This window comes from Pseudotabrizicola sp. 4114, assembly GCF_031457365.1.
Classification (GTDB): Bacteria; Pseudomonadota; Alphaproteobacteria; order Rhodobacterales; family Rhodobacteraceae; genus Pseudotabrizicola.
In genome coordinates this window covers 337,603-351,452 of sequence record NZ_JAVDWP010000002.1, presented here as the reverse complement: position 1 = coordinate 351,452, position 13,850 = coordinate 337,603, and the positions used below count along the sequence as shown (strand labels likewise).

Sequence of the window (13,850 nt, the reverse complement as noted above, 5' to 3'; positions counted from 1 at the left end):
TTCGAACCGTCTCCTTTAAGGACAGAGGGAAGGCCGCAACCCGGATTACCCAAGGTTGCCTTCAAAATCGGCATAGCCGAATTCACGAGCGACAGTCATCGACCCGTCCAACTCCTTGATGACGATGCCCGGCATCTTCACCCCGTTGAACCAGTTCTTCTTGACCATGGTATAGCCCGCCGCATCGGCGATGCTCAGCCGGTCACCGACCTGCAACGGCGCGGGGAAATTGAATTCGCCAAACACATCGCCCGCAAGGCAGGACTTGCCGCAGATCTGGAACGGGTGGTCGCCGGTTGTCTCGATCTTGGCGCCGATGCGGTAGATCAGCAGATCCAGCATATGCGCCTCGACCGAAGAGTCGACCACGGCCAGATCCTTGCCGTTGTTCAGCACGTCCAGCACCGTCACCTCAAGGCTGGCCGCCCCGGTGATCGCGGCTTCACCCGGCTCAAGGTAAACCTGCACGCCGAAGCGTTCGGAGAATGCTTTCAGCCGCGCGGCGAGCTTTGCCACCGGATACCCCTCACCCGTGAAATGGATGCCGCCGCCTAGGCTGACCCATTTCAGCCGCGACAACAGCGGGCCGAACTCATCTTCGATCCGGGTCAACTGGCTGTCGAACAAATCAAAATCGTCATTCTCGCAGTTGTAATGGATCATGAAGCCGGAAATCCGGTCCATTACCCGCTCGATCCTGGTCGCATCCCATTCGCCCAACCGGCTGAACGGGCGGGCCGGATCGGCCAGATCGAACCCGCTGGTCGAAAAGCGCGGATTGAGGCGCAGGCCACGGCTGATGCTGGCCGATTGATTGTCGAACCGCTCCAGCTGGCCGATCGAGTTGAAGATGATCTTGTCGGCATAGCTGACCGCTTCGGCAATCTCGTGATCCGCCCATGCGACCGAATAGGCATGCGTCTCTTTGCCAAACCGCTCACGGCCCAGCTTCAGCTCATAGAGGCTGGAAGAGGTGGTGCCGTCCATATGCTGCCGCATCTGGTCAAACACGCCCCATGTCGCAAAGCATTTCAGCGCCAGCAGGGTCTTTGCCCCGGACGCTTTGCGCAGCTCATCCATGATGGCCATGTTGCGCGCCAGTTTGGTGCGGTCGATCAGGTAAAACGGCGTCTGGATCATCGCATCCCCCATTCGGACAGCATAACGACAAGAGGGGCGCTATGTATGACCCCCCACCCCCCTATGCAAGCCCTGTGACGGGCGGATGACACTCAGACCATGCGGATCACGTCTTTTCCCACCGCCAGAACATAGCCGCGCCGGGCGATGGTCTTGACCAGCAGCTCACTGACCAGCTGATTGCCCAGCGTGTCACGCAGGCGTTTCACCCGTGTGGCCCCGGCGGCTTCGTCGCAATCCACCTCATTGCGGCCCGAGATCACCGATTCGATCTGCGCGCCGGTCAGCACCTCGTCATCCATCCGCGCTTCGGCCAGCACCGCCAGCGTTTCCAGCGCGGCCTCGGTCAGCGCGAATTCCATGTCGTTGATATAGACCGCGCGACCCTCACGGCTGATCATCAGGCTGGCCACCTGAATGCCCGAGCGCTGGATCGCCGAGATCCGCCGGTTCAGCGCGATGATCATCACCAGAAACACCAGCGCCGCCACCAGCAGGGCGGTGGAAAACACCAGCAGCACAAAGATCACCATGCGATAGCTTTGCAGCACCTCGGAAAACGAAGTGCCGCTTTGCGCCAGAATCTCCAGCAGCTTGATCTCGGCCCCGGTGGTCAGGTTGTCGTTTTCGACAAACAACCGTTCCACCCGCGCGTTGAAGGCGTTGGCGTCAGGCAGGCTGAGGAACAGAAACAACGCCGCCCCGAACAGGATCAGCACAATGCCGGCGATGCCAAAGCTGACAACCCTGTTGCCAGCCTTGAGACTCTCAGTAACGGAGGTAGAATTCTCCTGCACTCGCTTGCCTTTCGCCAAGGCCCTCGGGGCCGAATGTTGCCAGCACGTTCAACAACGTCCAGCCCGCTGACGCAAGCCGGGGTTTCAGCTCACGCTGGGCCGCGCCGGGCGAACAATTGCCGTCGCTGACTTGTGCTACTCCGTAATGCAGACGCAAGGGGCCATCCTGCTTGGCCTTGTAATCTGCGTAGCATTCCGCCGACGCAGGCGCTGCCAGAGCCATGGCCAGGACGGACGCGATGATCAGCAATGGGGTTTTCATATCTGGCTCCTGCCCGGGGCGTTGTTCTGTGACCCAGAGTTGCGCGCGATTGCCGCGATATTCAATATCAACCGGCGCAGACAGTGGCGGTTATCGCATATCAATCCGCCGATATTGCCTGTCCGGGACAGGGGCGCGCACCGTCAGGGCATCGGATCTGGTGCGATGGTCGCGCCGGGCAGATTGCATTTCCCCTGACAGGAGGCCCAGATGTTTCCCGCATATAAAGCCATTTTGCCGACCGCCATTTCCTCTTGCATGCCCCGCCCCACCTCGCAACCGTTGCGCCGGGCGGCAGGCGCGCTGATTGCCGCCGTCGCCGTTCTGGCCTTGCTGGCCGCCAGTGCCGTGCCCGCCCGCGCGGACCGCGCTGGCGACAATCTGGCCAAGGCGGTTGTTGCTGCGATTGCCATTGGCGTCATTGCACATTCAATCGACCAGGGCCGCGCCAGACCCGCCCCGGTGCCGCAGCCGGTTCAGGTGCGCAGCCCGCGTGTGCCTGCCGTTTGCGCCATCGAGATTTCCGGCGCGCGCCGCGATGTGACCGTCTACCCCGAGCGCTGCCTGCGCCGTCAGGGCTTTGACTACCGCCTGCCGCGCCAATGCGCGCATGAGGCACGGGTTTTTGGTCGCACCGACCGGGTGTATGGTGAAGACTGCCTGCGCAATGCAGGCTTCCGGGTCGACTCTGGCCGGGGTGAAAAAGGGTGGGGCCGTGACCATGGCTACCGCGATCACGGGCGGGGGCATGGCCGTGACCACGGCCGCGGTCGCCCGCGCCACTCTTACTGAGCTTGCGTTCGCGGATGCGGCCGCGCCCCCGCAACAGGGCCGCATCTGCAGGGGGTGGGAGGGTGAGCAGCTCCCACCCCTTTTTTCTGCTGTGCCGCCGCGCTATGCCGGGGGCATGACAATCGTATACGTTCCCGATTTCAGCCATGAGCACACGGCCCAGTCCGAGGGGGCGGGTTTTGTCGTCGGTGTGGATGAGGTGGGCCGTGGACCGCTTTGCGGCCCGGTCACCGCTGCTGCCGTCCGGCTTGATCCTGCGCGCATTCCGGCGGGGCTTGGCGATTCCAAAACTCTGACTGCTGCCCGCCGCGAAAGCCTGTTTGCCGAACTGCAACAGGTGGCGCTGATCGCGGTCGCCCATGCGAGCGTCGAAGAGATCGACGCGCTGAACATCCTGCGCGCCAGCCATCTGGCGATGGAGCGCGCGGTGGCCGCGCTGGGCGCCGATTATGCGCTGATCGACGGCAATCTGCTGCCGCGCAACCTGTCGTGCCGGGGGCTGGCGATTATCAAGGGCGATGCCAGATGCCTGTCGATTGCCGCCGCCTCGATCTGTGCAAAAGTGTCACGTGATCGCCTCATGGTGGATTTGGCGCAACAATACCCCGGTTATGGCTGGGAACTGAACGCAGGTTATCCGACCAAAGCGCATCTGTCGGCGCTTCTAAATCTTGGGGTGACCCCTGTTCATAGACGTTCGTTCAAACCTGTCCACAATATCTTGTATCAAGAGAAATACATAACCCCTTGATTCAATAAAGAATTTGACGCCGAATCATCTCTGACTCATTCTTATCCACAGATACGGCGCGCCAAATGACGCCGGGGACAGAGGCAGAAGATGACGTCAAAGACCAAAGCAACAGGGGCTGCCATTGCGGCAGATCTGCCCCTGAACCAGATCCTTGCAGGCGACTGCATTGACCTTATGAACAGCCTGCCAGCGGGTTCTGTTGACCTGATCTTCGCGGATCCTCCGTACAATCTGCAACTCAAGGGCGATCTGCACCGGCCTGACAATTCCAAGGTTGACGCGGTCGATGACCATTGGGACCAGTTCAGCAGCTTTGCCGTTTATGACGAATTTACCAAAGCCTGGCTGAAGGCGGCCAAGCGGTTGCTGAAGCCGAATGGCGCGATCTGGGTGATCGGCAGCTATCACAACGTGTTCCGGCTTGGGGCAGAGCTGCAGAATCAGGGTTACTGGATCCTGAACGATGTGGTCTGGCGCAAGTCGAACCCGATGCCGAACTTCAAAGGCAAGCGTCTGACCAACGCGCATGAAACCCTGATCTGGGCGTCGCGCGATGAGAATGCGAAATACACCTTCAATTATGAGGCGCTGAAAGCGCTGAACGACGGCATCCAGATGCGGTCTGACTGGGTGCTGCCGATCTGCACCGGGCATGAGCGGCTGAAAGATGCCAATGGCGACAAGGCGCATCCGACGCAAAAGCCGGAAAGCCTGCTGCACCGCATTCTGATTGCCACCACCAACCCCGGCGATGTGGTACTGGACCCGTTCTTTGGCACCGGTACCACCGGCGCTGTGGCCAAGATGCTGGGCCGCGATTTCATCGGAATCGAACGCGAAGAAGCCTACCGCACCGTCGCCGAAGCCCGGCTTGCCCGCGTGCGCAAATTCGACGCCTCGGCGCTGGAGATCACCGGATCGAAGCGGTCGGAACCGCGCGTGCCGTTCGGGCAGGTGGTGGAACGCGGCATGCTGCGCCCGGGTGAGGAGTTGTATTCGGTCGGCAACCGCTTCATGGCCAAGGTCCGCGCCGATGGCACGCTGATCGGCAATGATGTCAAAGGCTCGATCCATCAGGTCGGCGCCGCCTATGAGCGCGCGCCATCCTGCAACGGCTGGACCTACTGGCACTTCAAGCGCGATGGCAAGATGATCCCCATCGACATCCTGCGCCAGCAGATCCGCGCCGAGATGGAGGCCGATCACGCCCGCCCGAACTGAGGGCAGTCTGCGCTGACGCGGTCTGAACGGGTGGCGGGGTGAACCCCGCCCTACCCCCCTTGTCATACCATTTTTCATACCGGGTACGCCTGCACCGTAGTCCGCCTGCGGTGCCACTTGCCCCGCCATGTCCGCATGGCGGGGTTTTTTTTTGATGCCAGGTACCGGCCACCTGCACCCACGGGGCGCTGCCACGGACCCCAGGATAATGTTTGGCAGGAAGCGAACAGATGCAGTGGGTTTTGTCCTCCGCGTCTGGCAGGACGATGCGGGTGACTTGCCATCGGGCCGCTTCCGCGCCAAAGGAGTGCAGGGCACAACGGAGTTTCGGGCAGGGTTCGGAGGCAGACAATGGACGGGCAATCCGAGGTGATCACGCAGGCGCTGGACTGGCTGGATCAGGCCGGACAGATTGCCCTTGGCTGGCTGGTGTCTCCTGCCGCATGGTCGCAGTTTGCCTTGCTCGCCTTGGCCTATCTGCTGGCGCGGGTGATGGCCGGGCGCTTGTCGGCCGCCCTGACCAGACTGCTGACGCCAAGAGCCGATGCGCAGGGCCTGTTCGCCACCGCCCGCCGCTTTGCGCTGCCGTTCCTTGCGCTGTTGCTGCCGCTGATCGCCTATGCGCTGACCGCGACCGGCGAAAGCCTGACCCGGACGATGTTTGGCTCGGGCGAGGTGATTGCCTTTGGCAAGCGAGTGTTCCTTTTCCTCGCCGCCCGCGCGCTGGTCAGCCATGTCATCACCGACCCGTTTCTGCACCTGTTGGGCAAATATGTGCTGATCCCGGTCGCCGCGCTCTATGCGCTGGGCCTGCTGGATCAGATCACGCTGGCACTGGCAGAAACCCGGGTGGAGCTGGGCAATATCCAGTTTTCCGCGCTGTCGCTGATCCGGGGCATCATCGCCGGATCGCTGCTGTTCTGGCTGGGGTCATGGTCAAACCGGCAATCCGCCAGCTACATCAAGGCAAAACAAGAGCTGCGCCCCGCCACCCGCGAACTCGCCGTCAAGGCGACCGAGATCGTGATTTTCGGCGTGGCCTTCCTCTTGCTCATGAGCATCATGGGTATCGACCTGACCGCGATTGCCCTTCTGGGCGGCGCGCTGGGTGTCGGCATCGGGCTTGGCCTGCAACAGATCGCCGCCAACTTCATCTCGGGCATCATCCTGCTGGTCGAGGGTCAGACCACGGTGGGCGACTATGTTGAACTCGACGGCGGCGAAAAGGGCACCATCGTCAAGATGACCGCCCGCGCCTGCGTGCTCGAGACGTTTGACGGCAAATGGATCGTGGTTCCGAATGAGCATTTCATCACCAGCCGGGTGATCAACTATTCTGATCAGGGCAGCGCCAACCGCTATCAGGCAGAGTTTTCGGTCAGCTATGACACCGACATCAACCGCGTGCCCGCCCTTATCGAAGCCGCCGTCGCTGCCTTGCCCTTTGTGCTGCAACATCCCGATGGCCCGGATTGCGAGCTGGACGGCTTTGGCGAGTCTTCGGTGGATTTCGTGCTGGAATACTGGGTGAACGGCATTGACGACGGCAAGAACAAGTACCGGTCGCCGGTGCTCTTTGCGATCTGGAACGCGCTGAAAGCCGAAGGCATCGAGATGCCATTCCCGCAGCAGGTGGTGCACCTCAGACCGGCCCCTGCCGCATGATTGATGCGCTGGTCATAGGCGCTGGCCCCGCCGGGCTGATGGCAGCAGAGGAACTGGCCCGCGCTGGTCGCCGGGTTGTGGTGGCCGAGGGCAAGCCCACCCCGGCCCGCAAATTCCTGATGGCTGGCAAATCCGGGCTGAACGTCACCAAGGACGAGCCGGCGGAGGTTTTCGCCGCCGCCTTTGACAGCGATGTGCTGGCCCCGATGCTGGCCGCCTTTGGCCCGGAACAGGTGGCAGACTGGTGCCGTGATCTGGGGCAAGAGGTTTTCACCGGCACTTCGGGCCGGGTGTTTCCGCAGGTGATGAAAGCCTCGCCGCTGTTGCGCGCATGGCTGCACCGCTTGGCGGGGCAGGGGGTCGATCTGCGCACCCGCTGGCTGTGGCAGGGGTGGGAGGGCGACGCTTTGCGCTTTGCCACGCCGGATGGCGCGCAGCTGTTGCGCCCCCGCGTGACCGTGCTGGCTCTGGGCGGTGCCAGCTGGGCGCGGCTGGGGTCTGATGCGGCCTGGGTGCCGTGGCTGGCGGCGCGCGGCGTAGGCATCGCGCCGTTCCGCCCCGCAAACATGGGCTTTGGCGTCACCTGGTCGGCCCATATGGCCCCGCATTTCGGCCAGCCGGTCAAACCCGCGCTCCTCACATCCGGGCCGCACACGGTGCGGGGGGAATTCGTGGTGTCCGCCCGCGGGGTGGAGGGCAGCGCAATCTATGCGCTCAGCCGCGCGTTGCGTGACGGGCCTGAGCTCAGCATCAACCTGCTCCCGGATCTGTCACCGCTGGCCCTTGCCGCCCGCATCGCGCGGCTGAAGCGCAATGACAGCCAGAGCAATCGTCTGCGCAAGCTGGGTCTGTCGCCTGTCGCCGCCGCTCTGGTGATGGAGTTTGGCCGTCAGCTTCCGCTGGAACAGGCGCTGACCGCTTTGCCGCTGCCGCTGACCGGCCCACGCCCGATGGATGAAGCCATCTCCACCGCAGGCGGCATTACCCGCGACAGCCTGACTGACGGGCTCGAACTGCGCGCCCTGCCCGGCGTCTTTGCCTGCGGCGAAATGCTGGACTGGGAGGCGCCGACCGGTGGTTACCTGCTGACCGGCTGCTGGGCAACCGGTCGCTGGGCGGGCCGCCATGCGGCGCAATGGCAAGACAACTGATCGGGTGCCGTGACCCGGATCTGTCGGGTCAGGACCGCAGACCGGCGCAAACAGCCGCCGCTAAGCCGCACTGGTGCCGCCCGTCAACCGCGTGCTGCCTGATGGCAGGCCGGGCAGCGCGGGCCTGTCGCCTTGCCAGAAACACAGCCGGATATGATCACCAAAGCCGGGATCCGTCAGATGATCCCAGGCCAGCTGGAAGCCCTCCATCAGCAGGCCCTCGGCGTAAAACACGATCTCTTCGGTTTCCAGCGACTCGCCTGCCGCATCCGACCACGCGCCGTCACGAAACCAGAACGCATAGGCCTCAATCGTCTTGTGCTTGCGGGTGACGCGCGCCAGCGGCTCCAGCACGGTTTCAAACTCGGTCATTCTGACGCTCCTGCACAGTCATTTCGCGGCTTATCCATTTCATCTTGGCAAAAATACTCCGGGGGGGCCGCAGGCGGGGGGCAGCGCCCCCCTGATCCCGCTACCGCCGCGTCATTGCCAGCCGGATCAGCGCCCGCTCCATCAACGCCATCCCCGGCGCGCGTGAGGCCGAGCGCAGGGTCAGGTCGGTCTCCAGCAGATCCGACACGGCTTTTTCCAGATTGCGCTGGCCCAAGGCCTGCGCCTGCCGCTGCATCTGGTCGCGTCTGGGGCCAAACACCCGTGCCCTTTGCAGCCCGTTTACGATGCCGGACGGGTCCGATGCTGCGATATGCAACGCCCGGAAGTGCCGCAGCGCCTGAATGCAGATCGTGACCGGCAGCACACCTTGCCCCTCCAGCCGCCGCATCAGCAGCCCGATGGCGGGGGCGCGGCCATCGGCCACCGCATGCAGCAGGTCATCCACCTCGGCCTCCAGCGTTGCCGGGGCCATGGCGGCCACATCGGCAGGGGTCAGCGGCGTAGGGTCGTCAAACTTGTACAGCGCGATCTTTTCCAGCGTCTGCCGGAAATCGCCGGGGTCCAGCGCCCGCGCCAGCGTGGTCAGATCGGCCATTGCCTCGCGGTCGATGCTGGTCAGACCCGCCTTCTTCAACGCGTCCTCGATCTCCTCGCGCGTTGGCGGGTCGTCGTAGAGAATGGCGCAAAACGCCTGCGTGTGCTTTTCAAACAGCATCTTCAGCGCGGATTTCGCGGTCAGATTGCCTGCCGTGACCACGATTGTCGCATCGCCCGGCTTCCAGTCTTTCAGCGCGGCGCCGATGGTCGGGGCCAGCGCATCGGTGACATCCTCGACAAAGGCGACGCGCGGGCCGGGGAAAAAGCCGACGGCCTTGATCGCATCCAGCAGCGCCGCGCCATCCTTGCGCAACTCTGCCGCCTGTATCCGGGTCAGGCGCATTTCACCCTCGCCTTCGGGGCCGATCAGCGCGGCAATCACTTCCTGCCGCTTCAGCGCCACCCGCATCGCATCGGCCCCGGCGATCAGAAGCCCGGCCTTGGTCGGGTCCGGTTTGGCAAAATACCGGCTGGCCTCGACCCCGCGCAGGATCATGCCCGACGGCCCCGCACGGTCCTGCGCGGCGTGTCAGCCCTGTCGACAGCCCGCAAGGGCTGTGGCGGGAAGGACACGATTCTGGGGTCAGGCAACGACATTTATGATACGCCCCGGCACGACGATGATTTTCTTCACCGGCTGACCGGCAAGGAATCGGATCACATCCTCATTTGCCAGCGCGATCTTTTCAATCTCCGGCCCCGGCATATCCTTTGGCACCGCGATTTCCGCCCGCCGTTTGCCGTTAATCTGGATCGGCAGGATTACGGTGTCATCGACCAGCAGCGCCGGATCGGCCGAGGGCCATGCCGCCTGACAGCACAGACCCTGCCCGCCCTGATACGCCCAGATCGACTCCGCAATATGCGGCACCATCGGTTGCATCAGCTGCGCCAGCGTGCGGATCGCCTCTTTCATCACGGGGGTCGAGGCATTGGCCTTGGCCAGCGTGTTGGTAAAGCCATAAAGACCCGCAATCGCCTTGTTGAAGGCAAAGCTGTCGATTGACTTTGTCACCTCGTCAATCGCCTTGGCGGTGGCGCGGCGCAGATCATCGTCGCCGGTGCCCACATGACCCTCTGGCATATCGCCAATGCGCGCGCACAGGGTCCAGACCCGGTTCAGGTGCTTGAACGCGGCCTCTGCCCCCGACGATGTCCACTCCACATCCCGCTCCGGCGGGCTGTCCGACATCACGAACCAGCGCGCGGTATCGGCGCCAAAGCTGGCGATGATGTTCATCGGATCGACGACATTCTTCTTTGATTTCGACATCTTGGCCGAGGGAATCACCTCCACCGCGGTGCCGTCTGCCAGCGTCACACCGGCGTCACCATGCACCACATCTTCCGGCAGGTGATAGACTGGGCGGCCATTGGCGTCGGCGGTCTTGTAAATCTCATGCGTGACCATGCCCTGCGTGAACAGCGCATTGAACGGCTCAATCGCCGACACGGGCAGGTGCCCGGTTTTTGCCATCGCGCGGGCAAAGAACCGCGAATAGAGCAGATGCAGAATCGCATGCTCGATCCCGCCGATATACTGGTCGACGTTCATCCAGTAGGCAGCATCTTCGGCGACCGTGGGCGTTGTGGCGCGGGGCGCGGTGAAACGGGCGTAATACCAGGACGAATCGACAAAGGTATCCATCGTATCGGTCTCGCGCCGTGCGTCTGCGCCACATTTCGGGCAAGAGCAGTTGCGCCAGGTCGGGTGGCGGTCCAGCGGGTTGCCCGGCACGTCAAAGCTGACATCATCGGGCAGACGGACCGGCAGGTTTTCCTTGGCCTCGGGCACCACGCCGCAGGTTGGGCAATGCACGACAGGAATCGGGCAGCCCCAATAGCGCTGGCGCGACACACCCCAGTCGCGCAGCCGGAATTTGGTCACACCGGTGCCATAGCTGTTTGTTTCGGCATGGGAAATCGCGGCAGCCACAGCCTCATCGCCGGTCTGCACGTCATCCCCGGCAAAGCCGCGCACATAGCGGACCCGTTCGGATTTCATCGGCACAAACGCCTCGGTCAGCGCGGCGTCGCCGCCCGCTTCGGGCAGAAACACCGGGTTGATCGGCAGGCCATACTTTGTCGCGAACTCGAAATCGCGCTGGTCATGCGCCGGGCAGCCGAAAATCGCCCCGGTGCCATAGTCCATCAGCACGAAATTCGCGATCCAGACCGGCAGTTCCCACGCGGGGTTCAGCGGGTGTTTCACCCGGATGCCGGTGTCATAGCCGATCTTTTCCGCCGTCTCGACCTCTTCGGCACTGGTGCCGCCCCGGCGACACTCGGCCACAAAAGCCGCCACCTCCGGATCGGATTCCAGCGCCCGCGCCAGCGGATGATCGGCTGAAATGGCAGCAAAGGATGCCCCCATCAGCGTGTCGGGCCGGGTGGTGTAAACCTCCAGCGAGCCGAAACCCTCGGGCGCGCCCACGGTTTCGAACCCGAACTGCAACCCGCGCGACCGGCCGATCCAGTTGGCCTGCATCAGCCGCACCTTTTCGGGCCAATGCGTCAGTCCGTCCAGCGCTGTCAGCAGCTCTTCGGAATAGTCCGAGATCCTGAAAAACCACTGCGTCAGCTCGCGCCGTTCCACCGCAGCGCCCGAACGCCAGCCTTTGCCGTCGATCACCTGCTCGTTGGCGAGCACGGTCATGTCTACCGGGTCCCAGTTCACCACCGCATTCTTGCGGTAAACCAGCCCGGCTTCCAGCATATCAATGAACATGGCCTGCTGCTGGCCGTAGTACTCGGGGTCGCAGGTGGCAAATTCGCGGGTCCAGTCGATCGACAGACCCAGCGGCTTCATCTGTCCGCGCATGTCGGCGATGTTGCCATAGGTCCAGTCTTTCGGATGGCCGCCGCGCTCTATCGCCGCATTCTCGGCGGGCATGCCAAACGCATCCCAACCCATTGGATGCAAAACCGAAAAGCCCTGCGCCGATTTGTACCGCGCCACCACATCGCCCATGGTGTAATTGCGCACATGGCCCATGTGGATGCGCCCTGAAGGATAGGGAAACATCTCCAGCACATAGTACTTCGGTTTTGCCGGATCACGCCGGGCCAGAAAGGCCTGGGCCTGATCCCAGGCGGCTTGCCATTTCGGTTCGATCTGGGCGGGTTCGTAGCGCGACATGTCTGGACCTCCGGGTATGGGGCGGAGTTACACCGATGCGGGGCAAAAGGTCCAGTGGGCAGGCGGTTTCTGTGGGTTTACTGTTGGCGCGTGCGCTGCGGCGGCGGGCAAAAAGAACAACGGGGCGCCAGAGCGCCCCGTCAATGCCTTGCAGCGTCGTGCCGCGATTACAGATTGCTGTCGCGGATCCGCAGCTGACGCGCGCGGGTCAGGATCGCATCTTCGATGGATCGTGCGGTTTCCGCCGCCACGGCACCACCGCCCCGCGTTTGCAGTGCCACGCGCAGCGACCGGGCATCAAGCGCCGGATCCTGCACATACACCGTGGCGCGATAGGCACGTCCGCCACCGGGGGGTGTGCCATATCCGGTTGAAATCACGCCGGTAAACGGGTCCACCGACTCGATCGGCAGGAAATTCAGAATCTCAAGGCTGGCCTGCCAGAGATACTTGTTCACCTCGACCGTGGTGTTCGGGTCATCGCTGTTGCGGAACAGATCCCAGATGGTCGAGCCACGCTCATCCTCACCCGAGGCGCGGGCCAATGCCTCACGCTGGGCATCGGCGCGGGCCTTCTGGTCCAGCTGGCGTTCGCTGGGAATACCGGGGGACCGGCGGAACAACCCGCTGTCGCCACTGGCAAACCCGCCGCCACAGGCCGCAAGCCCGCCGACCACTCCGGTCAAAATGACAACCCGTGCCAGACGGTGAAAGAACATCCGCACCCCCGCAATCTCTTTAGATGGTTGTCTAGCCTAGCCCTTGGGGCGTGCCAAGGCTTTTCACAGCCAGCAGGCGCACGCGGGCACGCCTTATACAGGAGAGATACAGACGAGGGCCCCGGCCACCCCGGCCATCTGTGGCATTGCTGCACCACGCCCTCCCGGTTTTTCTGTGGCAGTGGTGGTCGTCGTTGCAATCATCCGGGTCTGGGTAGAAAACACCATCATTCCGACTGCGGATTCCCCTGCGGCGGGCTTACCTTGAGGAAAGAGGGAATAACATGAAAAAAGTTCTTCTCGCGACGACCGTTCTGGCAATGACCGCCACCGTCGCCGCTGCTGAAGTCACTCTGTCGGGCAACGGCCGTATGGGTGTTGTGTATAACGGCAACGCCGCTTCCGACAAACTGCAGTTCTCCAGCCGTATCCGCGCTGTGTTCACCATGTCGGGCGAAACCGATGGCGGCCTGGCATTCGGCGGTACCTTCCGTGCTGACAACGCTGGTCCGGCTGCAGCTGGCGCTGCTGGCAACGTGTTCATCTCGGGTGCCTTTGGCAAACTGGCGATGGGCGACGTGGTTGGTGCTGCTGAAGAAGTCATCGGCGACCTGCCAGAAATCGGTTTCACCGATCTGTCCGGCGGCCTGATCCTGGACGCAAACGACAACGACATTCTGTTCCTGACCGGCGACGGCGTCATCTATGCAAACGCTGGCAACCCGGGCGCTCTGTACACCTACTCGACCGGCGGTCTGACCTTCGCTCTGGGTATGAACGACGGCAACAACAACCTGTCCGGCGCTGCTTTCGACGGCACGCAAGCTTACTCGGTTGGTGTGAAGTACGCTGTTGACGCCTACTCGGTGTCGCTCGGCTACGAAGTTGCTGATCCGACGGTTGGCGCTTCCGCCAAGCACCTGATCATCGGCGGTGAGGCCACCTTCGGCACCACCACCCTGAAAGCTTACTACGGTGACGGTTCGGGCGCTATTTCGGGCCTGAAGCACTACGGTCTGGGCGTGTCCCACTCCATGGACGCTCTGACCCTGAAAGCCTATGTCAAGCGCACCGAAGTTGGCGCTTCCAGCGCAACCGGCTACGGCCTCGGCGCTGCTTACAGCCTCGGTGGCGGTGCTACCGTTGAAGGCGGCATCGTTGACAACAACGTCGCTGGCACCAAGCCAGTTGCTGACCTCGGCGTGAAGTTCACGTTCTGA

At 62.9% G+C, this 13,850-nt stretch carries 13 protein-coding genes; 6 read left to right on the top strand and 7 right to left on the bottom strand.

What is annotated here, in order from left to right; translation table 11 throughout:
* Positions 1 to 45: 45 nt before the first annotated feature.
* From J2X53_RS06215 to J2X53_RS06205, 3 genes are all read right to left on the bottom strand, one after another.
* Positions 46 to 1,140 carry a carboxynorspermidine decarboxylase gene (locus J2X53_RS06215; RefSeq protein ID WP_349036606.1) on the bottom strand — a complete coding sequence of 365 codons (1,095 nt, stop codon included), beginning with the start codon at positions 1,138 to 1,140 and terminating at the stop codon, positions 46 to 48.
* Positions 1,141 to 1,232: 92 nt separating this feature from the next.
* Positions 1,233 to 1,937, bottom strand: coding sequence for a hypothetical protein (locus J2X53_RS06210; RefSeq protein ID WP_349036605.1), 705 nt, complete (start codon positions 1,935 to 1,937; stop codon positions 1,233 to 1,235).
* Entirely contained in the window at positions 1,909 to 2,199 is a 291-nt protein-coding gene (locus tag J2X53_RS06205; RefSeq protein WP_118154142.1) for a hypothetical protein, read from the bottom strand. The genes J2X53_RS06210 and J2X53_RS06205 overlap by 29 nt, the downstream gene beginning before the upstream one ends.
* Positions 2,200 to 2,409: 210 nt before the next feature.
* Here J2X53_RS06205 and J2X53_RS06200 point away from each other — a divergent pair, with 210 nt between their 5' ends.
* The 5 genes from J2X53_RS06200 to J2X53_RS06180 all read left to right on the top strand — a co-directional run bounded on the left by J2X53_RS06200 (position 2,410) and on the right by J2X53_RS06180 (position 7,782).
* Positions 2,410 to 2,991 carry a hypothetical protein gene (locus J2X53_RS06200; protein ID WP_349036604.1) on the top strand — a complete coding sequence of 194 codons (582 nt, stop codon included), beginning with the start codon at positions 2,410 to 2,412 and terminating at the stop codon, positions 2,989 to 2,991.
* A 115-nt stretch (positions 2,992 to 3,106) separates the two neighbouring features.
* Complete coding sequence (locus tag J2X53_RS06195; protein WP_349036603.1) at positions 3,107 to 3,742, top strand: ribonuclease HII; 636 nt, start codon at positions 3,107 to 3,109, stop codon at positions 3,740 to 3,742.
* Between the two features lie 90 nt (positions 3,743 to 3,832).
* Positions 3,833 to 4,966: a site-specific DNA-methyltransferase gene (locus J2X53_RS06190; RefSeq protein WP_349036602.1), complete on the top strand. Its 1,134-nt coding sequence runs from the start codon at positions 3,833 to 3,835 to the stop codon at positions 4,964 to 4,966.
* Between the two features lie 351 nt (positions 4,967 to 5,317).
* Entirely contained in the window at positions 5,318 to 6,631 is a 1,314-nt protein-coding gene (locus tag J2X53_RS06185; RefSeq protein WP_349036601.1) for a mechanosensitive ion channel domain-containing protein, read from the top strand.
* The gene (locus J2X53_RS06180; RefSeq protein WP_349036853.1) at positions 6,631 to 7,782 is read left to right on the top strand and encodes a TIGR03862 family flavoprotein; all 1,152 of its coding nucleotides are present in this window, start codon (positions 6,631 to 6,633) and stop codon (positions 7,780 to 7,782) included. Before J2X53_RS06185 ends, J2X53_RS06180 begins: the two co-directional genes overlap by 1 nt.
* 60 nt (positions 7,783 to 7,842) lie before the next feature.
* Here the strand turns inward: J2X53_RS06180 and J2X53_RS06175 are convergent, their stop codons facing one another.
* The 4 genes from J2X53_RS06175 to J2X53_RS06160 all read right to left on the bottom strand — a co-directional run bounded on the left by J2X53_RS06175 (position 7,843) and on the right by J2X53_RS06160 (position 12,630).
* The gene (locus tag J2X53_RS06175) at positions 7,843 to 8,154 is read right to left on the bottom strand and encodes a hypothetical protein (protein WP_349036600.1); all 312 of its coding nucleotides are present in this window, start codon (positions 8,152 to 8,154) and stop codon (positions 7,843 to 7,845) included.
* Between the two features lie 100 nt (positions 8,155 to 8,254).
* On the bottom strand, positions 8,255 to 9,268 hold the full coding sequence (holA, locus tag J2X53_RS06170) for a DNA polymerase III subunit delta (RefSeq protein WP_349036599.1): 1,014 nt from the start codon (positions 9,266 to 9,268) through the stop codon (positions 8,255 to 8,257).
* 87 nt (positions 9,269 to 9,355) lie between these two features.
* Positions 9,356 to 11,911, bottom strand: a complete 2,556-nt coding sequence (gene leuS / locus J2X53_RS06165; protein ID WP_349036598.1) for a leucine--tRNA ligase — start codon at positions 11,909 to 11,911, stop codon at positions 9,356 to 9,358.
* Positions 11,912 to 12,078: 167 nt separating this feature from the next.
* Positions 12,079 to 12,630 (bottom strand): DUF3576 domain-containing protein, encoded by a 552-nt coding sequence (locus tag J2X53_RS06160; RefSeq protein WP_349036597.1) that lies wholly within the window; start codon positions 12,628 to 12,630, stop codon positions 12,079 to 12,081.
* A gap of 284 nt (positions 12,631 to 12,914) precedes the next feature.
* Between J2X53_RS06160 and J2X53_RS06155 the strand changes: the two genes are divergently transcribed.
* The gene (locus J2X53_RS06155) at positions 12,915 to 13,850 is read left to right on the top strand and encodes a porin (protein ID WP_349036596.1); all 936 of its coding nucleotides are present in this window, start codon (positions 12,915 to 12,917) and stop codon (positions 13,848 to 13,850) included.